This is a genomic window from Erysipelothrix rhusiopathiae (assembly GCF_900637845.1).
Classification (GTDB): domain Bacteria; phylum Bacillota_I; class Bacilli_A; order Erysipelotrichales; family Erysipelotrichaceae; genus Erysipelothrix; species Erysipelothrix rhusiopathiae.
Map to the genome: position 1 here is coordinate 18,876 of NZ_LR134439.1, position 24,103 is coordinate 42,978.

Annotated in this window: 25 protein-coding genes and 1 other RNA gene; 15 read left to right on the forward strand and 11 right to left on the reverse strand. The window is 36.7% G+C overall.

The window, feature by feature from the left end; genetic code table 11:
- Positions 1-43 precede the first annotated feature (43 nt).
- Complete coding sequence (locus tag EL194_RS00065; RefSeq protein WP_003774052.1) at positions 44-721, forward strand: HAD family hydrolase; 678 nt, start codon at positions 44-46, stop codon at positions 719-721.
- 25 nt (positions 722-746) lie between these two features.
- On the opposite strand, the gene alr is transcribed toward EL194_RS00065, so the two are convergent.
- The 4 genes from alr to EL194_RS00085 are packed head-to-tail and all read right to left on the reverse strand — an operon-like array spanning position 747 to position 3,685.
- On the reverse strand, positions 747-1,817 hold the full coding sequence (gene alr, locus EL194_RS00070) for an alanine racemase (RefSeq protein ID WP_003774053.1): 1,071 nt from the start codon (positions 1,815-1,817) through the stop codon (positions 747-749).
- Positions 1,817-2,227 carry a hypothetical protein gene (locus EL194_RS00075; protein WP_003774054.1) on the reverse strand — a complete coding sequence of 137 codons (411 nt, stop codon included), beginning with the start codon at positions 2,225-2,227 and terminating at the stop codon, positions 1,817-1,819. Before EL194_RS00075 ends, alr begins: the two co-directional genes overlap by 1 nt.
- 17 nt (positions 2,228-2,244) lie before the next feature.
- Complete coding sequence (locus EL194_RS00080) at positions 2,245-3,189, reverse strand: dipeptidase (protein WP_003774056.1); 945 nt, start codon at positions 3,187-3,189, stop codon at positions 2,245-2,247.
- Positions 3,173-3,685 (reverse strand): GNAT family N-acetyltransferase, encoded by a 513-nt coding sequence (locus EL194_RS00085; protein ID WP_003774058.1) that lies wholly within the window; start codon positions 3,683-3,685, stop codon positions 3,173-3,175. The genes EL194_RS00080 and EL194_RS00085 overlap by 17 nt, the downstream gene beginning before the upstream one ends.
- A gap of 89 nt (positions 3,686-3,774) precedes the next feature.
- Here EL194_RS00085 and EL194_RS00090 point away from each other — a divergent pair, with 89 nt between their 5' ends.
- From EL194_RS00090 to EL194_RS00130, 9 genes are all read left to right on the forward strand, one after another.
- A complete protein-coding gene (locus EL194_RS00090) occupies positions 3,775-4,629 on the forward strand; it encodes a YitT family protein (RefSeq protein WP_003774063.1) in 855 nt (284 codons plus the stop codon).
- Positions 4,630-4,638: 9 nt separating this feature from the next.
- The gene (locus EL194_RS00095; RefSeq protein ID WP_003774066.1) at positions 4,639-5,292 is read left to right on the forward strand and encodes a beta/alpha barrel domain-containing protein; all 654 of its coding nucleotides are present in this window, start codon (positions 4,639-4,641) and stop codon (positions 5,290-5,292) included.
- Between the two features lie 58 nt (positions 5,293-5,350).
- A complete protein-coding gene (locus tag EL194_RS00100) occupies positions 5,351-5,641 on the forward strand; it encodes a HesB/YadR/YfhF family protein (protein ID WP_003774067.1) in 291 nt (96 codons plus the stop codon).
- A 76-nt stretch (positions 5,642-5,717) separates the two neighbouring features.
- Positions 5,718-6,398, forward strand: coding sequence for a GTP pyrophosphokinase (locus EL194_RS00105; RefSeq protein ID WP_003774069.1), 681 nt, complete (start codon positions 5,718-5,720; stop codon positions 6,396-6,398).
- Positions 6,399-6,502: 104 nt separating this feature from the next.
- The gene (locus EL194_RS00110) at positions 6,503-7,750 is read left to right on the forward strand and encodes a DUF1576 domain-containing protein (RefSeq protein WP_003774071.1); all 1,248 of its coding nucleotides are present in this window, start codon (positions 6,503-6,505) and stop codon (positions 7,748-7,750) included.
- Positions 7,751-7,862: 112 nt separating this feature from the next.
- Complete coding sequence (locus EL194_RS00115) at positions 7,863-9,836, forward strand: alpha/beta hydrolase family protein (RefSeq protein ID WP_003774073.1); 1,974 nt, start codon at positions 7,863-7,865, stop codon at positions 9,834-9,836.
- 12 nt (positions 9,837-9,848) lie between these two features.
- Complete coding sequence (locus tag EL194_RS00120) at positions 9,849-11,174, forward strand: AAA family ATPase (protein ID WP_003774075.1); 1,326 nt, start codon at positions 9,849-9,851, stop codon at positions 11,172-11,174.
- Positions 11,175-11,191: 17 nt separating this feature from the next.
- Positions 11,192-11,965 (forward strand): pyrroline-5-carboxylate reductase, encoded by a 774-nt coding sequence (proC, locus tag EL194_RS00125; RefSeq protein ID WP_003774076.1) that lies wholly within the window; start codon positions 11,192-11,194, stop codon positions 11,963-11,965.
- A 99-nt stretch (positions 11,966-12,064) separates the two neighbouring features.
- Positions 12,065-13,876 carry a sulfatase-like hydrolase/transferase gene (locus tag EL194_RS00130; protein ID WP_003774079.1) on the forward strand — a complete coding sequence of 604 codons (1,812 nt, stop codon included), beginning with the start codon at positions 12,065-12,067 and terminating at the stop codon, positions 13,874-13,876.
- Between the two features lie 9 nt (positions 13,877-13,885).
- On the opposite strand, the gene EL194_RS00135 is transcribed toward EL194_RS00130, so the two are convergent.
- The gene (locus tag EL194_RS00135) at positions 13,886-15,118 is read right to left on the reverse strand and encodes a glutamate-5-semialdehyde dehydrogenase (protein ID WP_003774081.1); all 1,233 of its coding nucleotides are present in this window, start codon (positions 15,116-15,118) and stop codon (positions 13,886-13,888) included.
- A gap of 8 nt (positions 15,119-15,126) precedes the next feature.
- Positions 15,127-15,957, reverse strand: a complete 831-nt coding sequence (proB, locus tag EL194_RS00140) for a glutamate 5-kinase (protein ID WP_013852411.1) — start codon at positions 15,955-15,957, stop codon at positions 15,127-15,129.
- 116 nt (positions 15,958-16,073) lie between these two features.
- Between proB and ssrA the strand changes: the two genes are divergently transcribed.
- The 3 genes from ssrA (at position 16,074) to EL194_RS00155 (ending at position 17,577) form a co-directional block, all read left to right on the forward strand.
- Positions 16,074-16,421: a transfer-messenger RNA gene (gene ssrA / locus EL194_RS00145) on the forward strand.
- Between the two features lie 123 nt (positions 16,422-16,544).
- Positions 16,545-16,940: a hypothetical protein gene (locus EL194_RS00150; RefSeq protein WP_003774083.1), complete on the forward strand. Its 396-nt coding sequence runs from the start codon at positions 16,545-16,547 to the stop codon at positions 16,938-16,940.
- A gap of 10 nt (positions 16,941-16,950) precedes the next feature.
- Positions 16,951-17,577 (forward strand): hypothetical protein, encoded by a 627-nt coding sequence (locus tag EL194_RS00155; RefSeq protein ID WP_034886629.1) that lies wholly within the window; start codon positions 16,951-16,953, stop codon positions 17,575-17,577.
- 47 nt (positions 17,578-17,624) lie between these two features.
- Here the strand turns inward: EL194_RS00155 and EL194_RS00160 are convergent, their stop codons facing one another.
- A complete protein-coding gene (locus EL194_RS00160) occupies positions 17,625-18,674 on the reverse strand; it encodes a G5 domain-containing protein (RefSeq protein ID WP_034886631.1) in 1,050 nt (349 codons plus the stop codon).
- Positions 18,675-18,885: 211 nt separating this feature from the next.
- On the opposite strand from EL194_RS00160, the gene EL194_RS00165 reads away from it, so the two are divergent.
- Entirely contained in the window at positions 18,886-19,503 is a 618-nt protein-coding gene (locus EL194_RS00165) for an HAD family hydrolase (RefSeq protein WP_003774086.1), read from the forward strand.
- Positions 19,503-20,471: a serine hydrolase domain-containing protein gene (locus EL194_RS00170; RefSeq protein ID WP_003774087.1), complete on the forward strand. Its 969-nt coding sequence runs from the start codon at positions 19,503-19,505 to the stop codon at positions 20,469-20,471. Before EL194_RS00165 ends, EL194_RS00170 begins: the two co-directional genes overlap by 1 nt.
- A 2-nt stretch (positions 20,472-20,473) precedes the next feature.
- Here the strand turns inward: EL194_RS00170 and EL194_RS00175 are convergent, their stop codons facing one another.
- The 4 genes from EL194_RS00175 to EL194_RS00190 form a co-directional block, all read right to left on the reverse strand.
- On the reverse strand, positions 20,474-21,028 hold the full coding sequence (locus EL194_RS00175; RefSeq protein ID WP_013852408.1) for a phosphatase PAP2 family protein: 555 nt from the start codon (positions 21,026-21,028) through the stop codon (positions 20,474-20,476).
- 72 nt (positions 21,029-21,100) lie between these two features.
- The gene (locus EL194_RS00180; RefSeq protein ID WP_003774092.1) at positions 21,101-22,222 is read right to left on the reverse strand and encodes a metal ABC transporter permease; all 1,122 of its coding nucleotides are present in this window, start codon (positions 22,220-22,222) and stop codon (positions 21,101-21,103) included.
- A complete protein-coding gene (locus tag EL194_RS00185) occupies positions 22,219-23,352 on the reverse strand; it encodes a metal ABC transporter permease (protein ID WP_003774093.1) in 1,134 nt (377 codons plus the stop codon). Before EL194_RS00185 ends, EL194_RS00180 begins: the two co-directional genes overlap by 4 nt.
- The gene (locus EL194_RS00190; RefSeq protein WP_003774095.1) at positions 23,349-24,089 is read right to left on the reverse strand and encodes a metal ABC transporter ATP-binding protein; all 741 of its coding nucleotides are present in this window, start codon (positions 24,087-24,089) and stop codon (positions 23,349-23,351) included. The genes EL194_RS00185 and EL194_RS00190 overlap by 4 nt, the downstream gene beginning before the upstream one ends.
- Between the last annotated feature and the right edge of the window lie 14 nt (positions 24,090-24,103).

Consider the following 24,103-nt stretch of genomic DNA (forward strand, 5'->3'; position numbering starts at 1 on the left):
CTTTATACATTCCACCTTATAATCAATGTGATGAGGAGATTTTATGACAACATTTATTTTTGATATGGATGATACAATTTATGACCAAATCATCCCTTTTACTAAAGCACTCGAAGACTCAGGACTCATAAACATAGAAGACGTTCAATCTTTATACATAAAAAGTCGTAGCTATAGTGACGCTGTATTTGATGCAACTCAAAACGGTACCATGACCAATCTTGATATGAGACGATTTAGAATTCAAAAACCCTTAGAAGATCTTGGAATTATAATAGGCAATGAGCAAGCGGATTTTTTTCAAGAACGCTATGCCTATTATTTGGATCGCTTAGAACTTCATCCCTCAATCCATGATTTGTTTACAATTCTTGCGAAACGAGATATTCCATTTTACATTTTAACCAATGGACCTTCCGAACACCAATGGAAGAAAATCAAAGCACTGCGTCTTGAAAAATACTTACCTACCCATCGAATTATTGTATCTGGAGATATCGGACATTATAAACCGTCCCGGGAAATATTTCGTGCTATTGAAGCACAACAAGAAGGCCCACTCACAATGATTGGCGACTCACTTCCTAATGATGTGATTGGTGCTAAAAACGCGGGGTGGGAAGCGGTCTGGTTTAATCATAGAAGGCGTGAAGGTACTTATGAGGGATTAACGTTATTTTCATTTAGCCAAATCAAAGCCTATGTTTTAAATTCCATATAAAAAGAGGATTCTAGAATCCTCTTTTTTACTTTCTTTTTTCAATATAGACAACTTGACCTTTTCGGGTATAGTGTCGCGTAATGCGTTCGCTTAATGTTGAGAGTTGAATATATTTAGAAATTCCTGTAATTGATTCAATTTCTACACAGGTTCGATGAGGTCCAATAAGTTCAACCTCGTCACCAAGGTAAACACTTTCATCAATTCGAATCATTGTCTGATCCATACATATCTTCCCGACGATTGAATAGGGTTTTCCCTTAATGTAGACTGGAACTAAATTATTTCTAACATCGAAACAATCAGCATATCCAATTGGCATCGTTCCAAAATATTCCTTCTTCTCTACCAGGTAAGTATAATCATAACCAATCGATTCTCCTGGGTTTACTCTATCAATATGGCAGATTTTCGAATGAAGTGATAAAACCGGTTTAAGAGACGGAATATCTACGCGATATCCATATACTGCCAAACCCATACGGAATCCATTGATTAAAGTATTGTCTTTAATTAGAGATACCGGCGCATTTCCTACGTGAATCCATTTAAAATTGCGTTCTGATGCATTAATTATATTCTCAAATCGTGTGAGTTGTTCCTTACCTTTTTCAAGATTTTCAGGACTAGGTAAATGAGTGTAAATCCCTTCAAGTGGAACATCACTCGATAGAATTTCTTCAATTTCTTTGTCATTTTTAATTCCAATACGATTCATCCCTACATTAATTTCAAGATGCATGCGAAGATTAAGGTTTAGGGCTGTAACTTCGCGAAACCACTGGATTGATGGGATGGTATAAATAAAATGTTCTTTCCCTTGTTCCGCAATAATCTTTGGATCAACATAACTGAAAATCAGAATATCGTAGTTGATTCCTTTATGAACTAATCGTTGTGCCTCATCAATCGATGATACACAAATAAATGGGAGATTTTCCTCTATCATGATGCGACTGCATTCAACATCACCATGACCATATGCATTTGCCTTTACAACGCCAAAAAGCGACTTCCCAGTCACTTCTTGTATTTTATTGATATTGTACGAAAGATTGTCGAGATTTATCGTTGCAATCGTCTCTCTACCATCCATTAAATAATCCTCGAATAGTTATAGCTAATATAAATCGCAAGCAATCTATAGGCAATCCATAAAACTGAATGAATTTCATTTTGCGCCGCATACTTGAAAATAATTTGGTAACTGCTCAAGTCAAAGAGTCCCGCAATCCCCATTACCGTAACAACATCACTCATGACAATCGCAAGGAATGTGAATAAGGCAGCTGCAATTGAAAATTTTATTTGAACACCGCGTCCAAATTTTTGAATTGCAAGTGCGATTAGATAGCCGACCCCCACAATTACGAGTGAAAAGTTGGCTACTTTATTTCTAAAAATTCCAGATACAATTCCTAAGACTACAGCGGATACAAGTCCTACAAGCAGTGCTACATTAAATCTTTGTTTCTGTGTTAATGATCGAGTGTTAAAGATTTCCATTTAGTTTTAGTTCTCCTTTATATCATTTTATGATTAACATAATTAATAAAGTTATCATAAGCGATTCCATTTGTAAATCTCTCACCAAATTCCATTTCAATTTCTTTAAGTAGATTCTGGGTTTTTGAAGCATCTTCTAAATTTTTGATTTTAGTTGCAATCCCATCAAAATCGGACCCGAGTCCAATTTGATTTGTACAGTCCATTTTTCTTAAATATTCAATATGACGTACCAAGTCTGAAATTTGTGTTTCTTTTTCTTCATCGGTTACAAAAGCATCATAATAAACAACATGAATCGGAAAACCATGCTCTACCATTCGGCGAATCTGATTGTCATCTAAATTGCGTCGATGACTCGCGATAGCCTTGACATTAGAATGACTAGCGATTACATGCTTCGCATTATTTAATACATCATCAAATCCCTTCAAGCTAATATGTGATACATCCACAAATAAGTTACGAGCATTTAGTTCTTCAACTACATTAAACCCAAAAGCGGTTAATCCAGCGCCTCTTGGTTCACCAATACCATCACATGCAAGATTCGCATCATTCCATGTCATACCGATTGAAAGAACGCCTTCATCTAAAAGATGTTTCACTTTATTCATATCACTGCCAACACAATCGAGTCCTTCTAAAGTTAGAAACGTTCCGATTTCATCCTCGCCCAAGTTCTCGATATCTTGAAAAGATTTTAACTGAACGACACCTGGAGTTGTAAGTACACGATGCTTATAAGCTTCGATTTGTTCTAAAGCAATTTGATATTTATCATCAAAGTTCAAATCGGGATCAATAAAAATCGCCATAGCTTGAACTTTAGTATTACTGGCTTTTAATTTTTCATAGTTTACATCCAAATCTTCCGAATCTTTAAATTGAAGCGTTTGATCTTGTTGGAGTTTTAAAAGCACATCACAGTGCCAATCAATAATTTTATATTTTTTTGTCATACGCGAGTCGTTCTCCCCCATCTTTTAAAGTTATTTTACCACAAAGTTGGTATCCTGTTTTCACTAACAGTGCATTCATAGCAAGATTGTTTTTGTGGGTATCAATTCTAAGTACTGAATAACCTGCTTTTCCACAAGTACTTTCTATTTCAAGAAATGCCTGTGTCGCTATTTTTTGACCATAGTATGTGGGATCTACCGCAATTCGATGCACTACAGCATATGGACCCTCTTGATGCCACTTTCCTTCTTCAATCGTATCATAATTTTCATCATCACCAAATTGAAGCATAAACGTTCCCACAATATCATGTTCTTTTAAAATAACATAACTGCACGTATCACGTATATCTTTTAAAATTGTATCTACGTTAGGATAACCATTTTGCCATTGATCAATGCCTTTTTCTCGAAAAACGTTCTTCGCTTGTTCGATAATGTTCATGATTTTGGTTAAATCATCCCTGTTTGCTTTTCGAATTCGTAGTGTCATCATTAATCCCTCTTATCTTATTAATTTATAGGTTCAAATTCTTTCATAAAGAAACAATACTCTTAACACCGAGATTTTGTTATAATTGTAGTATGAAAAAAACAAAAAATTATTTACTCTGTATTACTGGTGCAATTATGTTTGCACTCTCTGTTAATCTATTTATTATTCCTGCACAGATTTACAATGGCGGTATGGTGGGGATAGCCCAGTTACTGCGCGATGCCATCCAATATGTCTTTAAATTTGAATTTGGTTTTGATATCGCCGGGATTGTTAATTTATTTTTAAACATTCCATTGCTCGTCTTTGCTTGGTTCAAGTTTTCGCATTCTTTTGTGCGTTATACACTTGTAACTATTGTAACACAAGCAATCTGTTTTACATTAATTCCTGTCCTAAATCAGCCAATTGTAGATGATGTTTTTATTTCAATAATCATTGCGGCTGTTCTTGGTGCTTTTGGTGCCTCATTATCATATCGTGCCAAAGGTTCTTCAGGTGGATTGGATGTTATTGGGTTTTATTTATCTCAAAAAAAGAAAGGAAGTTTGGGTTCATTATATTTAATGGTGAACTGTTCAATTTATCTTGTGTGTTTAATTGTTTATAATGCACAAACTGCACTTTACTCGCTCGTGTACTCCTTTATCTTTTCTTTCTGTCTTGATAAGTTCCATGAACATAATATTGAGGTAAGTGTTATGGTTTACACGAAAAACAAAGATATCAAACGAGAAATTATTGAAGTTATTCACCGTGGCGTAACGTATTGGGATGGCTATGGTGCATATACAGGTAGTCAAATGGATGTATTTGTAACCATTGTTGCGCAAAGTGAAGTTGTTGAATTAAAACAACTTATTCGAAAACATGATCCCAATGCATTTATCATTGTTACAAAAAATTTAAAAGTAGACGGAGGATTTGAAAAACGTCTCATCTAGGAGGTAATTATGTTTGTTCCAGAATATAATGGCAACTTAAGATCACACATTATTCGTGTGCCTGAATCGATTCAGGAAGCAAGTGGAATTAAATTATTTGGTCGTACGATTAAATCATTTTTATTCACGACTGATGTCGCAATTATTCGTAATTGTAATGCCGATGCGGTCATCGCAATTTATCCTTTTACACCCCAACCAATTATTACACACGCAATTAAGAATGTTGCGGATGTTCCAGTCTTTTCTGGAATTGGTGGTGGCACTACCCGTGGACTTCGCGTTGTAGGTCTTGCAGTTGATGCTGAACAACAAGGTGCAACAGGTGTTGTCCTAAATGCTCCAACTACAAATAAATTAATACGTCTTGTGAAACAAGCGATTGAGATTCCGATTATTATCACCGTTCTAAACGAAAATGAAGATATTCAGGCACGTCTTGATGCCGGTGCAACGATACTCAATGTATCCGCGGCAGCGCGTACACCTGAAGTTGTTGCAGCAATTCGAAAGAATCATCCGCAAGTACCAATTATCGCGACTGGTGGCCCTACGGAAGAATCATGTCGGAAAACCATCCAAGCTGGCGCAAACGCTGTATCCTTTACACCCCCAAGCACAGCCGATATGTTTAAAGACTTGATGGCTACCTATCGAGAGTAAGCATATTACATAATAATTCAACCAGAGTGTGATAACATAACTTAAAAGAGGTGACACAATGAAATTAGAAGTATCAAAAGAAGCAGCAGAGTGGTATATTCGCGAACTGAATCTTAATGCAAACGACAGCGTTAAATTTTTTGGTAAGGTTTATGGTCCTCACGGTGGTTTCTCATTTGCGTTGGCAATTATGGAACCAAGTAGACCACTGGAAATGATCAAAGTAGAAGGCATCAACTTTTATGTTGAAAAATCAGATGACTGGTTTTTTGCCGATAAAGACCTCAGCATTACGTTTGATAAAGAACGTGATGAACCAAAATACGACGTAACAATAATAGAGGGGTAACCCTCTTTTTTTTACTTTCTTCTAGATATCATAGACTTTTAATATTTTATGATAAAATAATATTAGAGGTGAGTTTATGTCACGAAATGAAGTTATTATTAATAATCAAAAATTTAAAGTGCCCACAGATTTTGTAAATCAAACCAAAAATTTCATTGCTTTAATGCTTTTATATGATTGCGCAGTACGCGAAATCACCACCAAACTTGAAATTTTGGATAGAGAACTTGGAACACTTACGACCCGAAATCCAATTACAACCATAAAATCACGCGTTAAAAAACCACAAAGTATTGTGGAAAAGCTGCTCAGACTTGAAGTCCCTTTAAATGTGGATTCAATCCCTCAGCACTTAAATGATGTTGCAGGCGTTCGGGTAATCTGTTCATACATCGATGATATCTATATTGTCGCAGATATGATTTCAAATCAAGATGATATCCAAGTCCTTGAAATTAAAGATTATATTCAATTTCCTAAAGAGAACGGTTACCGCAGCCTTCATCTAATTGTGGAGGTTCCCGTCTTTCTTTCAGATGGAAAACATTACGCTAAAGTAGAAATTCAGATTCGTACAATTGCCATGGATTTTTGGGCTTCGTTGGAACATGAAATCCGTTATAAAAAAGATCATCGTCATATTGAGTTAGTATCAGAAGAACTTTTTGACTGTGCAGAGACGATTGCGAAAACTGATCAAAAAATGCTTGATATCCGAAATTTAATCGACGACGAAAACTCAAAGAACAATTTTTAGAACGCTTATGCGTTCTTTTTATTGTTTTCTGGGTGTTCTTTTATTCATATAATGCTTTTTATTTAAGAAAAATTAAGTTATATTTATGAAAAAGGAAGTGATTTATGCGTAATCAAACAAACCGGCTTTTCTTATATTTAAGTGTTTTACTTATTGGCTCTGCTTTTGTTCTTGATTCACTTGAAGCTATTTTTTCTGGAATGATTCAGATCATTGTTCAGTCAGATATTTTGATTACCGATTATTTCGCAATCGGCGGCGTTGGCGCAGCACTCTTTAATGCTGGTCTGATCACGCTTGTTTCCGTTTTAATCATTATGTATTCTGAGACCGAATTTTCAGGTTCGGTCATTGCCTCAATTATGCTTATGTTAAGTTTCGGATTGTTTGGTAAAAACATTGTCAATATTATTCCGATTCTCATTGGTACATATCTTTATGCACTCGTTACCAAAGAGCCCTATAAAGATATCGTACATATATCGTTGCTTGCTACAAGTTTTTCCCCAATTGTAAGTGAGTTAATGTTTGTCGTGAACCTACCTCTCTACTTACGATTACTTTTGAGTATTACGGTAGGTCTCTCGATTGGATTTACGATTAAACCCGTCGCACGTTCTTTATATAAAGTTCATGACGGTTATAGCCTCGCGAATATTGGTTTCGCGATTGGTATTATGAGTACGCTCTATGTATCCGTCATGAAATCATACGGTTATGTACCCTATAAACGCATGATCGTAACGACTCAATATACGGTTCCCTCCGCAATTGTCTTATCAATTCTATTTCTGTTGCTGTTTTATATCGGTTGGCTCAGTGATCATGATGCTTTTAAAAAATATCGCCAATTGCTTCATGAAACAGGACATGGTGATAACGATTTTTATAAAAAATACGGTCTTGGCGCTGTCTTAATTAATATGTCCGTGAACGGGTTTTTAGCGTTATTCTTTGTGCTTGTGGTTGCGAAAGGTGCACTTAATGGACCCAATATTGGCGGTATTCTCACAATAATTGGTTTCTCAGGAGCTGGGAAACATTGGAAAAATATTACGCCTATTTTTATCGGTATCTATCTCGGTGGACTTACCAAGAGTTGGTCTTTAGATCAGCCTGCAGTACTGCTTGGTGCTCTTTTTAGTACCGCCCTAGCACCGATTGCAGGAGACTTTGGATTTATTTGGGGTGTTGTTGCTGGATTTATAAACTCTTCTGTTGTTCTTAATTCGGGTTCCTTGCATGCAGGGATGAACCTTTATAACACCGGGTTTGCGGTCGGTATTGTCGCAGCTGTGATGGTTCCGGTCCTTCGACTATTTATTCCTTTAAAGGAACAACGATCTAAGTAATCCCTGCTCAATTTTGAATGTCTAAGGAGTTGGTAACACCAACTCTTTTTTTTATGCTTAAACGGTTCTGTTTGGCGTGATTGTGATATAATTCTAAAAAGGAGTGACACATATGAAACAATTAGAATTAAAAGATTTTCTGAATTATACTTATTTGGCTTCACTTACGACAAGTCCTGCTAAGAAACACATGGCATTTATTAAATCAAATGCCCGTTATGATGAAAATGATTATGTTCATGATTTATATTTAACGGATGGATCAACGCATAAACGTATTTTTGATTTAGGAAATGATTCGCGTTATTTTTGGGAGACTGATGATACGCTGCTAATCCCTACTTCACGTATCGAATCCGAAAAGAATGCTCTCAAAGCGAAGCATTCAGTATTTTACCGTTATGACATTCATTCTGGCGAATTAAATCACGCATATACTTTCAAGTTTCCAGTAGGATTTTTAAAAGTTATTGATGATAATCATTTATTACTTTCAGGTAGTTTAAGTGTCACAGATCACGTTTTCCTTGAAGGTGATGATGAAGCACGCTCGAAATATAACGCGGAAACGGAAGCTAACACATACTATGAAGTGTTTGAAGAAATTCCGTTCTACTCAAATGGCGGCGGTTTTAATCAAGCGAAACGCAGTCAATTGTTTATCTATACGATTGATGAAGATCGTTACACCGCACTCTCAGATAAAAATGAAGACATTTCGCTTTATCATTTTGATAAAGAAAAACAGTGCATGATTTATGCACGTGAAGTTGCAATGGGTAAACCTGATTTCTTCCAAGATATTTATTTGTATGATTTTAAGAAAAACGAAGAAACAGCTCTCTACACAAAACATGATTTTTCTTTTAGTTCTGTATTCATCATTAACGATACCGTTTACGCATTGGGAAGTAACCTCCAAAAACACGGTATTAATCAAAACAGTGATTTATATCAAATCACTCACAATGCCCTCATTAAGATCCAAGATTTTGGATTAAGTGCTTGGGGTTCAATTGGTAGTGATGTTCGTTTTGCTGGATCAGTAACCAACCGTGTCGTCGATGATATCTATTATTTTGTAGGAACATACCGTGATCGAACTGTACTCTATAGTTTTGATGGTACATCAATCAAACGTGCATTTAATGCATTAGGAAGTCTTGATGCGTGGGTCAAATTTAACGATGATTTTTACGGTATTGGACTCTATAACAATAACCTCCAAGAATTCTATCGTCTTGACTTAGCAAATAACACAGTCTCAAGGGTTTCTGAATTTAATCAATCAATTCTTAAAGATACATACATCGCAAAACCTGAACACTTTGAATATACCAATGACGGTCAATTGCTTGATGGTTGGGTTCTTTTACCGCAAGATTATGACCCTAGTCAATCTTATCCTGCTATCTTAGATATTCATGGGGGACCAAAAACAATCTATTCCGATGTTTTCTATCATGAAATGCAAGTATGGGCAAACAAAGGCTATATTGTCTTCTTTACTAACCCTCGTGGTGGAGATGTTTATGGAAATGAGTTTATGGATATCTTTGGTCGTTATGGCGATGTAGATTATGATGACCTCATGAAGTTTACCGATATTGTCTTAGATCGCTATGCAATTGATCCTAAGCGTGTTGGTGTAACGGGTGGATCGTATGGTGGATTTATGACTAACTGGATTGTTGGTCACACAGATCGCTTTAAATGTGCTGCGACCCAACGTTCAATTTCAAACTGGATTTCGTTCTATGGTACATCGGACATTGGCTTTTACTTTGCGGACGATCAAACGGCTGCAGATCCAATTGAAGACACTGAAAAAATGTGGCACCAATCGCCACTTAAATATGCTCGCAACGTGAAAACACCGTTACTCTTTATTCATTCGGATGAAGATTATCGTTGTCCGATTGAACAAGGTATGCAATTCTTCACATATATCAAAGAAAACGGCGTTGATACACGTTTTGTTTGGTTACGTGGAGAAAACCATGATCTTTCACGTACTGGTAAACCTAAAGCTCGTGTTAAACGACTTGAAGAGATTACCAACTGGATGGATAAATACTTAAAATAGTGAGGTCTTTTAATGTTTGGTAGTCTAACACTAAAGAATTTTAGATGTTATAGAGATTTAAGAGTTGAGTTTAAAAATAAGCGTGGAACTGTAAAACCACGCGTCTACATTTATGGTGATAATGCCTCTGGTAAGTCATCACTCTTGTTATCCTTTGCGTTTTTGAGAAAGATGAATGACGGTCTTTACCTTAATTATTTACTCGAAACACGTGATAATCCAAAATATGATCATCCTACTATAGCGTTCTTCAATCTTAAAGAGGAAGCAAAACGTCATTATCGTATTTTTGCACAAGAAAATATGGTTTTAGCGTATGAGATGATTCTTGAAGGACAAGTATTTGTTTATGAAATCGTATTTAATCAGTATCAAGAAATTGTAAGTGAGAGTCTCTTTAAACGAATCAATAACCGAGCCATTATTATTTTTACTGCATCTCCAACCGACTTTTCATTCGGAAGAGGGATGATTCTTACCAAAGATATGCCTGTGATTCAAAATTTATATGACATGTATTATGGTAAACACACGATGTTGTCAATTCTTAACTTTATCATCGAACGACAATCATTCTATAAAATTTCGATTAAATATACGCTCTTAGATGTTTGTATGTTTATCCGTCGCATGCACATTGGTGTTGAACCTTATTTCGATCATCAAGCCTATTTTAATTTCTTTACCGATAACAATATCACTCCTTTCTCTGGAACTTATGATTCATTTGGGAAGTTAGCGTTTGAAAAGGCTCAACCCTTATTAAGTAACATGTTGGTAACGCTCTTTTCCAATGTCATTGAAGCGTATTATGCCTTTACGCATAAGGGAAAGGACTTGTGGGATTATGAATTAAAAGTCGTTAAAAAGGGAATTGAAGGCAATTACACCATTCCATTTGGGGAATTCCCTTCAGGAACCTATGATTTTGTGAATAAAATATTTGCACTGTTTGATGCATTAATGGGCAGTACTTTGATTGGTGATGATTTTGATTTATCACTTCATACCTTCCTTGTACAACATATTATTGAGTATTATATGCCTCAAATTGAAGGTCAAACATTTTTGACGATGGATAAGCTTTCAACCATGAATATCGTTGATCCTGCAAGTATTTATATTTGTAGTGCAAATACAGATTTAAGTTATACCGTAAATTGTATTGAAGATATTGCACCCACTCAAGCGAATCACAACGTACGAAATCGATATGAACAAGGTGTTTATGGTGAACTGCACCGACCTCAGTTTGTAAAGGATGATGCGTATTTTGTGGAATTTAAGAAATGGGTACAACAGGTACATCGCGTAATGTATAAAGAAGACTTGTTTTAGTCTCTATGAGGTGAATTATGAAAATTGGATTTATCGGCGTTGGTAATATGGCTAACGCGATCATAAACGGTATTGAGAATAAAGATTCAATCTATATTAGTGGAAGAATCTATGAGTCTACTTGTGATAAAGCATCTGCACTTGGCGTCCATGCATGTAAATCAAACCGTGACTGTGCGCAAAGTGTCGATTTATTATTTCTATCCGTTAAACCGGAAATGTTTGAAACAGTACTCAATGAAATTAAGCCCGTTTTAAATCATCAAACCTTAGTTTCTATTGCGGCTAAAAAGACCCTTGAGGATATTGAATCCCTATCTGGTCCCATGCCAATCATCCGAGTTATGCCTAACTTGAATGTTGCAATTCAACGAGGTATTTCCGCAATTTGTCACAACGATCGCATCGATACCAAAGCGCTCGAAGAAGTACAAAGAATTTTTGATGCACTTGGTGGGTTTGTATCCATCCCTGAATCACAGTTTAGTGGTTTTATTGGAATAGCTGGGAGCTCTCCTGCATTTGTATTTAAGTTTATTGATGAACTTGCGAAGTCAGTACTTGATGAAGGATTTGATTATGAGACCGCCCTTAGAATTACCTGTGCTGCAGTTTCAGGAAGTGCAGATTATTTAAGTCAAAGTGGAGAACCGGCAGATGTACTTGTCGATCGTGTTTGTTCCCCTGGTGGAACAACAATCGAGGGTGTTCGTTCACTTGATGCTAGTGGTTTTGCGGAAGCGATTCACGCCGCTTCGCACGCTACAATTCTTAAAGATAAACAAGGATAAAAGAGCCAAATGGCTCTTTTTCTCTTTTCTAACCATTTTCATCTTGTATGCTTTGGATTCATATTGTATCCTTTGTTTATATAGATTCGAGGTATTACTATGATTATACAAATAATGACATATAGTTTTATTGCATTTTTTTTTGGTTTTTTAAGTACACACTTAATGAACCAAGAACATCACAAGCAATCACTTTGGTTTAATCTTTTAGGTTATGGCATTCTTGTTAATGCGGTAACGGTATTATTCATCCGTTTTGGTTTGGAGAAACCTCAAGTTTTAATGAGCAGCGCTTATACTTTAAGCTTTGCACTTAAGTTTGTGCTTGTTTCAATTCCAGTAGGATTACTCTTCATGTTTCTTCAGGCGATTATCAATAATACGATTATTTTTATTCCTGGAGATTATGTTCGTACACGTGGTCATCGTATCGTAAATAGTATTCTTGTCATACTTATTGTGATCGGCGCTGCATTTTTCTTCTTCTCACGTTGGTTTACAGCTTTCTTTGGTGCACTAACACCAGAGCAGTTTATCTTTAACCTGATTTCCCCAGTCAAAGGAACTGGAGACAGTGTTATGACTGAATTATTAAAACCAATCGTAAAGACAGCTCTTGTTGGTATTGTATTTGCTCTTATCCTCTTAAACAAAAAGGACTTACATATTTTTAGAAAACACCGTCGCGAAGTAATTACTGCTAAGCAATTGCGTACATCAACCTTAATCATTGGAATTGTTCTTGCTTTAGTGGGTACAGTGTATGGCGTGAAACGCTTACGCTTAGATGAAGTCGCAACTTCTGTCGCAAGCAAATCTCCCTATATTGAGTCTAATTACGTTAAACCGAGCGATGATTTACTTCGTTTTCCAGAAAAAAAACGTAATCTAATTCATATTTATGTCGAATCTGTGGAGAACTCTTACCTACCTAAAGAATTAGGTGGTCACATGGATGTGAATTTAATGCCCGAGATGACTGAGCTTGCGAAAGAAGGGATTAGTTTTTCTCATAATGACACATTTGGAGGACCTTACCAAACCTATGGTTCCGGATGGTCTGTGGCAGCTATGGTTAATATGGGAATGGGAATTCCTTTAAAAGTTCCCGCAGAAGGTCAGGATTACGGTAAGTCTGGATATTTCTTACCGGGTGCTCGCGGTATTGGAGACATTCTTCATGACCGAGGATATGAACAAACAATTATGTTTGGGGCTGATGCTGATTTCGGTGGACTTACAACCTACTTCACCTCGCACGGTGAATTCAATATATTCGATTTAAATCATGCCCGTAATGAAGGCCTCATTCCTCAAGATTATCAAGTTTGGTGGGGTTATGAAGACGATAAACTGTATCGCTTTGCGAAAGATGAAATCACACGTCTTTCCACTACTGGTAAACCTTTTAATTTTACGATGGAAACTGCCGATACACATTTCCCCGACGGTTACTTACAAGAAGGTGCGCCAACACCATACGATTCTCAATATGCTAACGTAATTCAATTTTCACAGGCTGAGACGGTTAAATTTGTTCGTTGGATTCAAGCACAGCCTTTTTATAAGGACACTACCGTTCTAATTACTGGTGATCACTTAAGCATGGATAAAAAATTCTTCGAAAATTTTGATCCAAGTTATCAACGCACTGTCTTTAACTTAATTCTAAATGCTCCCCAAAAATCAGCAGAAACTCATAACCGTGCCTTTTCTCCTGTTGATTTCTTCCCGACAACGCTTTCCGCAATGGGTGTCGAGATTGAAGGCCATCGCCTTGGTTTGGGTACTGATTTATTCTCAAAAGAACCAACATTGGTCGAGCGTGATGGGCTTGAGACCTTTAATGAAGAGCTATCTCGTAGAAGTACTTTCTATGATCGTTCTTTAATGACAACACTCGATAAATAATTAAAAGGGTCAGACACGTGTCTGACCCTTTCCTTTTACGATATATTTATACGATGTAAGCTGTTTTAAGCCCATAGGACCACGCGCATGCAACTTTTGAGTACTAATACCTATCTCAGCCCCAAAACCAAACTGTGAGCCGTCTGTAAAGCGTGTTGATGCATTCACATACACCGTCGAAGCATCAACCTCTTGCGTAAAGCGTTGAGCCGTTTTCTCATTATTTGTAATGATTGCTTCGGAATGCTTAGTATTATAGAAATTAATATGCGCAATCGCTTCTTCTAAAGAATCCACAACCTTAACCGACATTTCTAAATCCAAATACTCTTTCCTAAAATCAACGTCATTTGCAAGTACCATTGTATCCACTATTTCACACGCAACCAAATCCCCATGATAAACAACATGAGGAAGCTTATTCACTAATAACGGTAAAAATGTAGGTGCAATATCTTTATGAACAACTAAAGACTCCATCGTATTGCACACACCCAATCTTTGGCATTTCGCGTTTTCAATAATATCTAAAGCCATCGATATATCCGCATCATAGTCCACATAAATATGACAATTCCCTGCCCCCGTCTCAATAACGGGTATGGTACTGTTTTCCACAACGGCACGAATCAAGCTCGCACTCCCTCGTGGAATCAATACATCGATATATTCATTAAGTTTCATAAGTTGGGTCGTTACTTCACGTCGTGTATCTTTAATAACTTGGACACAGTTGGGATTTATATTTAAATCCGTCAAGCTGTTACGAACAATTCGTTCAAGTTCTATATTGGTATGTATCGCTTCTTTTCCACCTTTTAATACAACCGCATTGCCACTTTTAAAACATAAACCAAAAGCATCGACCGTTACATTGGGTCTTGATTCATAAATAATCCCAATAACACCCAGTGGTACGGATACTTTTTCAATGTACAATCCATTTTCAGGTTCTAAAACCTCTAAAACTTCACCAACTGGATCCTTTAACAACGTAAGTTCATTTAGACCTTGTACCATTGCTTCTATGCGTGCTTGATTTAAAATTAAGCGATCACGCAATGCACCCGTAATTCCATTTTGATCTGCCGCTTCCAAATCCAATTGATTCGCTTCGATAATTTCATTAGCTTGTTCTAATAAATCGTCACCAATACGTTTAAGGGCTTGATTTTTCTGTTCTTGTGTCAAAAGTGCAAGCGAGCGTGAAGCTTCTTTTGCCTTTATTCCAATGTCTTTCATCGTTCCTCCTATAAATAAGCTTCTAAATCAAACGATTCTGATTTATTTGCTTTAAAATAAGTTCCAACTACTTCCCCATCAAGAATTTGATGAAGAATATTCACGTCTTTCCCGTTCGCCAAAACCATATCTGCTCCCGAACTGGTTACAATGCGACCTGCATCAATCTTGGCACTCATACCACCCGTACCAACTGCAGACGAACTTGTTTCTTTTCCCATCTTTAGATGACGCTCATCAATTTTCTCCACATATTCGATGAGTCGTGCATCTTCATTTTGTGATGGATCATCCGTGTAAAACCCATCAATATCCGAAAGAATAATGAGTAAATCCGCATCAATCATCGCAAGTACAAACGCACTGAGATGGTCATTATCCCCAAACTCAATCTCATGCGTCGCAACGGTATCATTTTCATTCACAATCGGAATAACACCCATTTCTAACAGTTCATGGAAAGTATTCTTCGCGTTATTACGACTTTCTTCTTTAAACATTGTATGCTTTGTAAGCAATACTTGCGCAACAATTTGATTATACTCCGCAAATAACCGTTGGTACGTCATCATTAATTTAGCTTGACCAATCGCCGCTAATGCCTGCTTTTTAGCCATTTTATCGGGGATTTGAGATAGATTTAAAGCCTTTCGACCAACAGCTTGTGCTCCAGAAGACACAAGCACAACTTCTTTACCTTGGCTTTTTAAATCAGCCAAAACGCGGACGAGTTGCTCGAGTTTACGAAAATTTAAATCTCCTGATTCTTTATGCGTAAGGGATGATGACCCTACTTTCACAACAATACGTTTTTTATCTCTCAAAACTTCTCTATTCATGATTTCTGTCCCTCTATTTCTCCATCTATAATACACCATCTGATATTTTTTAAAAAGAGCTTCGATAACGTCTAATTATTGTAGTTTTGCGGAAATATTGTTATAATGGTGGTCCTGGGGATGTCATGGTTTCGACAGGATTTCGTTTGATTCGAATTGCAGTGGAGTTGCTACCTAATAGCTAAAAAAAATTAACTGGAAACAACAGTTTACAATTCGCTGCTTAATTAGCGTTTAACGCTGCAGCCTGATATCGGGCGTTTGGTCTTTGGGCAATCGATATCAACTCACTCACAAAGAATAAGGGCCAGCACTGCTCGGTGTATGCCACGAAAATTTTAGAGCACATCAAAGGAAGGTTTGTCTGGAGCTTGAACTTTGATTATTTAGAAACAGACTAAACTGTAGACATTCGAATGTGGAACACTTCTTGGACGCGAGTTCGACTCTCGCCATCTCCACCATATTAAATTTCAAACCACCCATTAGTGGTTTTTTATTTTACCTCCACATATCCCAATGTTCAAAATATGATACCGCAACATTTTACTATTAAAATCCGTTATAATTGAGATAAAGGGGGAAACATGAAAAAAAACTCAAGAATCATTGTTTTTATTGTTTGTATCGGTGTTTTAGTCCTGATGGGTCTTCCCAATTACTTATCCAAAGGAAAACTCCAATCTATTGATCCAACACAGATTGATTCAATATTATACAACTACAAAGAAATTGAAATCACGACTCAAGATACAAATCGTATTCTCGATAGTATCACACTCTTAAAATCGATTGAACTAAAAGGTACAACACGTCAGCTATCACAACCTGCCGTAACCTATAATATGGAACTCACATTTAAGGACGAGAAACACATGAAACTCTCAGTCTTTGAAGATAAGCTTGTGGTTGATCGAAAAGTTTATCGTATCGATCAAAACGACGCTACGATACTTATGAACCATATTGAAACACAAAAATAAAGGAGAACTTATGACAAAGAAAAGTCTACTTCATAATTATTTACAAATCATTATCCTATCAATTGTCGTCCTCTTAATTCCATTTGCACTTGGATTCCTCGATTTTGGAGTTGATCCATTAATCTCAGCAATTCTCATGATTATTATTGGGATTGTATCGATGTTACTGCAAGGTCTTGTCGAGATGGTTGTTTTCTTCAGTCGTCTTGAAGATGCGGAACTGAATTGGGACCTCGTAAAACAAGTCGCTTCCTATGTTGACTGGGGACGCGCTCTAAAGTTTTACCTACTTTCTGGGCTTGCAATTACACTTGGACTTATATTATTAGTTGTTCCAGGTATTTTGATTGCTCTTGCCTTCTCAATTTTAAGCTTTGTGATTGTGGATTTCCCAGAAGATAATAATCTTTTCGAGAAATGCTTTGAGATAAGCAAAGGTTACCGTTTACGCATTTTTGGTTTTTCTCTTGCCATTGTCTCTGTTCAATTTATATTAAGAACACTCTTGGATTCGATGTTTGGTCCTGGAACAGCTCAAGGAAACATCCTAGAATATGCTTTCAGTATTCTAATATCGCCTATTTCCGTAAACTACTTTACAAACATTTATCTTGAAGCAACAGGCCGTTTAGCTTAAATCAAAAATAAAAGCGTATTTCTCAAATTGAGAAGTACGCTTTTTTACTAATATCCAAATAATTGTACTGCGTATGCATAACCGTCTTCAATATAAACTGCTGTCGCAGTATATTTAAAGTCATTCATGATATTACCATAATGTCCTGGAGAATTCATCCATAGGTTAACTAAGAAATCCATGTCAATGCGACCATATACAATATTCTCACCGTTGATATCATTAGCCATCGCGAGGACTGATTGCCCATTAGGACGGGTGTGTTCAAATAGAACTGAAATCTCTTTAGCTCTTATTTGTGCTGAATTATAAAGACTGTTTGACCATGTTAGATTACTTAATCCTTTAGCACGACGGTTCGCGTTAATAAGGTTATAAACCTCTGTCGCATAACCATCACTGATTGATCCTCTCGCTTCATAAGTTCCATTCACAATAATCTTATTAACTGGGTTTTTGATAACTGAAGAACTTTTCACGGTCCACTCCGTATCAACACCATCCACAACTTTTACGCTATAGACGATTTCTTTCTTACCGTTTTCTCCATCACGTTGAACATAACTTTCGCCTTTATTCATCGATGCATCCTCGCGGTATTCTTCTGAAAATGCGATGGACTCATAGTCTTTCGCTTCACGATAAGTCACCGTTGGTTCTTTCTTCTCAGAAGCTTTATCTTGTTTCTTCTCAACTTCTTTTTTCTCTTCTTTTTTAGTTTCTTTAGAAGCCTCTGTTTTTGATTCTTTTTTCGAATCCTTTTTGGTGTCTTTTTTTGAATTTTTTTTCGGATCAGTATCTTTTTTAGATACCTCTTTCTGTTCCTTCAATGTTTCAGTTAATTTTTTATCTGCTTCTTTATCATCGAGTAAAGTAAATGGAACTTTAACTTCCTTTTCATCAACAGTAAAGATCATATTACCATCTTTATCAACCTTAACTTCATTACTCTCAGTAACATCCAAGCCATGTTTTTTTAGAAGTTCCACATCTTTTGTTGTAAGTGTTTTAGACTCAAGCACTTCTTCGGGTTCTGTCTTTGCGCCACAACCTGTTAACAATACAATACATAATAATAAGGTAATTCGTTTTTTCATAAGTATCGTCTCCATTCCTAGTTTATTATACGTTACAAATAATGGGAATTCATCCCACTCCTTTCTCTAATTTTTCATATTGTTTCGCTTTTGATGAACAAAAATCACGTTTCCGATACATTTTCTTACTTTTTGATTTCAAATCGTTCATTATTTGTCCAAGAACCCGTATCCTAAATCATGTATAATAGAATTAAAAGTGAGGAAACGTATGAACTATGATGCAGTTATCTACGATCTTGATGGGACGGTCGTAAACACATTTGATATGAACCTTTACCCATTAATGAAAATTGTTGAAGAGGAACTTGGAATAGAGATGACATATGATGAGCTGATGCACTTAACGTGTTATGACGGACACGGTGTTTTAAATGCATTAGGAATCTCTACGGATGTTTATCCCCGATGGGTTCAATATGTCAATGAATACCCCCATCCCGCAACGTTATTTGAAGGAATTGAATCTGTAATTCGAGAACTTGATGACAAAGTAAAACAAGGTGTCGCTTCATCAAAACGACGCTTGCAATATGACATTGATGTTGTAGAAAATGGAATGGATGAGTATTTTAAGGCTGTTGTGTTATCTGGAGACACTAAGCATCATAAACCACATCCTGAGCCGCTGCTTGTATGTGCAGAAATGCTTGATATCGATCCAAAACGTGCTTTATATATTGGAGACAGTATCTTTGACTACCAAGCAGCTAAAGCCGCTGGAATGGCTTTTGGGCTTGCAAGTTGGGGAAATATTTCAATGGAAGGAATGGATGATATTGACTGGATACTAAAAACACCGTCCGACATCCTAAAAGCGGTATTGTAATGAATTCAATTATAGAGCAAGCACACAAGATGGTTGATGCTGGACACGTAAGTGGCCTTGCTCTTGCCATCTATGAAAATGGAACATGGACTGAGACAATTTATGGGCACACAACATTTGGAGGACCAACACTTGAAGCAACACATCAATTCGATATTGCTTCAATCACCAAATTATTCACAACAACACGAATCCTCCAGCTTTGTGATCAAGGTGTACTTTCTTTAGATGCACCCATTCAAAAATATATCAAAGCCTTTAAACAACCCAATATCACAATCGCACAATGTCTGCTTCATCGATCTGGTATGGCACCAAGTGTTACTGGACGCGCAGAAATGGATCGCCAACAAATCTATAATAGTGTCATGAATTGTGTCGATTTTATAAATACACCAAATCAAATAATGGTCTACTCATGTATTAATTATTTAATCCTGGGATACCTTATCGAGGCTGTCGACACCAATTTAGAACAAAGCCTCCATAATTCGATTTTTAAACCCTTAAACATGACGAATTCGATGTTTAATCCTAAAAATATGCTCTTGTGTGTTCCTACAGAAAAAACAAAGAAATACGGCTTAATCCAAGGTATTGTCCACGATGAGACTGCGCGAAACTGTGGTGGTATTGCTGGTAATGCCGGTATCTTTTCCACTTTGCACGATTTGAAACGGTTTATGGAAGCAATGCTTACTTCAGATTCTCGACTTTTAACATCAGAGTACCATCAACTAATACGAGAAACTGATATTGAATTACGTTCGTATGGATGGAACCGTTATGTTCATCATGACATGAATGCGTGTTATCATACGGGTTTTACCGGTCCTATGGTTATATTTCATAACGATCGCGCAATGATTTTGCTTGCGCATCGCGTTCATCCAAGTCGTGAAGATCACGGCTATCTCAAACAGCGTGAAGCTCTGATTCAATCGTTTCTTCATAAAAAAAAGAAATAGCCTTAAGGTGCTATTTCTTTTTTTATACCAATTCTTACAAGGATTGAATTCATAATTATAAAAAGAACATCCTGATATTTTGTAACTTCATATGCGATAAAAATTCCCAACAGTGTCCCAACCAAGACATCGGATGGGTAATGAACGTATGCATAGAGTCTCGAGAATGCCATTAATATCGCTAATGATATATAAATTGGTTTGTACTTAATATTATTGAAATACAAAATCATCGCGACTGCGAAAGAGCTGGCTGCATGTCCTGAAGGAAAAGAAGATCCCCTTGGGACCGAGATGATTAAGTCCACAGGATTTGCGTAGAATGGTCGTGGTCGCATGACAATTGGTTTAATAATGCCACTAATTAATACAACCTCTACCGAAATCGCAATGAGCCCTAGTATTGCGACCTTGCGTGTTTTTTTCATTACAAATAGAATTAATAGAATTATAAACCAAATCTCTCCATGATCTCCAAGTGATGTAAAGAGCGCGAAAAAGCGATCTAACATCGGTGTTCTCAAAGTCTGTATCCAATTTAAAATTGATAGTTCCATATTTATCACCCTATTCATCATAACAAATACTTCCCACGAATTGGGGATTCTGATATAAAAAAACCGCTATTGCTAGCGGTCAAAGATTGTTTCAGCATGATTGATACTTACTTCACGGCCTAAATTCGTTAGTTTAATTATATCTCGATCAATTGTGACATACTTTTTCATTTCTAAACTTTCAATAATTTTTTGTATCTTTGTTTGAGACCAGTTGAGGTGTTCGTAAATACTCCATACGCCTGCTTCTTCTGCTTCAACATCACTTTCTTCGTGATTAAACAGATGGAATAAGACTGTAAGTTCAGCAAACTCGCTTTTTTGTTGGTGACGGCGAATTTTATTTGAAATTAAACCCTCTCGTGGTGAGAAGAGAAATACGATACCAAATGATATTCCTGTCATCAGTGCCATACTTCCTGCGATAGAAACATCAAAGTAACTCGCAAATTGATATCCAGAAATTGCATTGAAAACTGCAAATCCGGAACTGATTAGAATTAATTTAACTAAGTCATGTGTCAATAAGAATGCTGTGATTGGTGGCCCAATCATAAATGCGATTACAAGAACAGATCCAACCGCATTAAATGCACCGACAGCCGTTACAGAAATTAACGTCATTAATGCATAATGCAAGAACACTGGCGCAAAACCAAGTGTCGCTGCGAGAAGTGGATCAAAACTTGTAAGTTTAAGTTCTTTAAAGAAAATTACTACAAAGATTAAGTCGATAACCAAAATAACAGACATGGTTACTAAGCTCTTTGGTAATTCCATACCTAACACAAGCATCGTATCAAATGGCGCAAATGCGATTTCACCCAAGAGTACGGCATCCGTATCTAAATGAACCGAACCCGCATAACGGGTAATTAAGATAATCGCGATACTAAAGAGCAAAGGGAATACGACACCAATAGATGACTCTTCCGAAAGAAGCCGTGTACCCTGTAACATCTCAATTAAGTAAACCGTTAGAACTCCCGTAATGGAAGCACCTAAGATTAGTAAAGGTGAATTGAAATCATGTGTGATAAAGAATCCAATTACAATCCCTAACAGAATTGTATGCGTAATTGCATCACTCATCATCGCCATTTTTTTAAGTACTAAGAATACTCCAAGTAATGAACAAGATAATGCTACGACAACCGCAATCATCATAATTTGTACTGGAATTGATATTGTCATAACTGATCACCTCGATTTTGTTCGTATTCTAATTTCGCAACACGTGTTAGTTTGAAGTACATTGAGTCATCCACACGTTCAACCATATGACGTTTCTTGAGGTTATTGAAGAGACGATCAAATGATTTTCCTTCGCGATGATGATCAATGATACATGCTTCTTGTAGTTGCTCTTTTGTAAAATGTGCATCAATATCTAACAACTGATGTGTCAATAAGTTAATAATCGCCATATCAGCTTCAAATGCTTGTTTTGCATCATGTTGTCGCATCCCTTTGTTGATAATTCCGCGTCCAGGAGCAAAAAGAAGACTGATAATAACAATACTGCTTGCGATTACGACAATTGCAGGTCCTGTAGGAAATTTATTTATGAGAGAACTTACGATTGTTCCACCAAGACCTGAAATTGCACCAAATACTGCAGCAAGAATTGTCATTCCCGTCAAAGAGTGTGTCCATTGACGCGCAGCAACAGCAGGAGCAATGATAAGTGCAGACATGAGGACTACACCCACCATTTGAATTCCCATAATAATCGCTGCAACAATAAATCCTGATAATACAATATTGAGAAATTGTGTTGATAACCCAATTGAGTGTGCATAAATAGGATCAAATGAGAATACTTTAATTTCTTTCCACAACAGAATCATGAGCACAACTACGACAAGTGTTACACCAATTACAAAGTAAACATCTCTTTGTAAGATCGTGGCTGCTTGACCAAATAGAAAGCGTTCCAACCCTGCTTGTTGTGAATCAGGCATTTTTTGAATGTGAGTAAGAAGAATAAATCCTACTCCAAAGAATACCGACATAACAAGTGCCATTGCACTCTCGAAGTTGATTCGAGTGTTATTTGAGATTGAGTTAATAATAAACGTTGCAAGAAGACCTGCAATAAGTGCACCTAGAAGCAGTATTTCTGTGTTTTTAGTACCGGTCATAATAAATGCCACCGTAATCCCCGCTAATGCAGAGTGAGCGATACTGTCTCCAAGTAAACTTTGTTTTCGAAGTACTGCAAATGTTCCAGTAACTCCAGTAAGAATTCCTAACGCAATCGATCCAAGTGCAACGATTTGAAATGTATAATTACTAAACAAATCTATAATTGCATTTATCATGATTTTACAATACCTCCTACATCTGTATGGTAGGTAAGTTTTAGGTTTTCTTGTGTGAAGGTATTTTGAACTGGACCCCACGCAACAAGTTTTACGTTAACTAGCGCAATGTTATCAAAATATCCTTCAATACTTGTAAGGTCGTGATGCACAACAATAACTGTTTTACCTGATGCAGCAAGTTCTTTAAGAAGTGTCATTAAGATTTCTTCTGTCTTAACATCGACTCCTTTTAGAGGTTCATCTAAAATATAAATTTCAGCTTGTTGTGTTAATGCACGAGCAAGGAAAACACGTTGTTGTTGACCACCAGAGAGTTGACTGATTTGTCGATCTCGATATGCACTCATCCCAACACGTTCGAGCATCTCATTAGCAATCTCACGGTCTTCTTTACGTGGACGTTTAATCCAACCAATGTGGCCATAACGCCCCATCAAAACGATGTCTTCCACGGTTGCTGGAAAATCCCAGTCAACACTTCCGCTTTGAGGTACATAAGCGATATTCTTATACTCATCTTTTTGATGCTGTCCGTTAATGGTTATTTTCCCTGAAATAGGTTTTAAAAGACCCATAATCGCCTTAATCATGGTCGATTTACCGGCACCATTTGGCCCAACAATTGCGGTCAATTTACCTTTTTCAAATTTCACGTCACAATCCCACAAAACAGGTTTAACGTCATAAGTAACCGTCAAATCTTCTACTTCGATTGCATATTCCTTCTCTGCCATATTCACACTCCCTT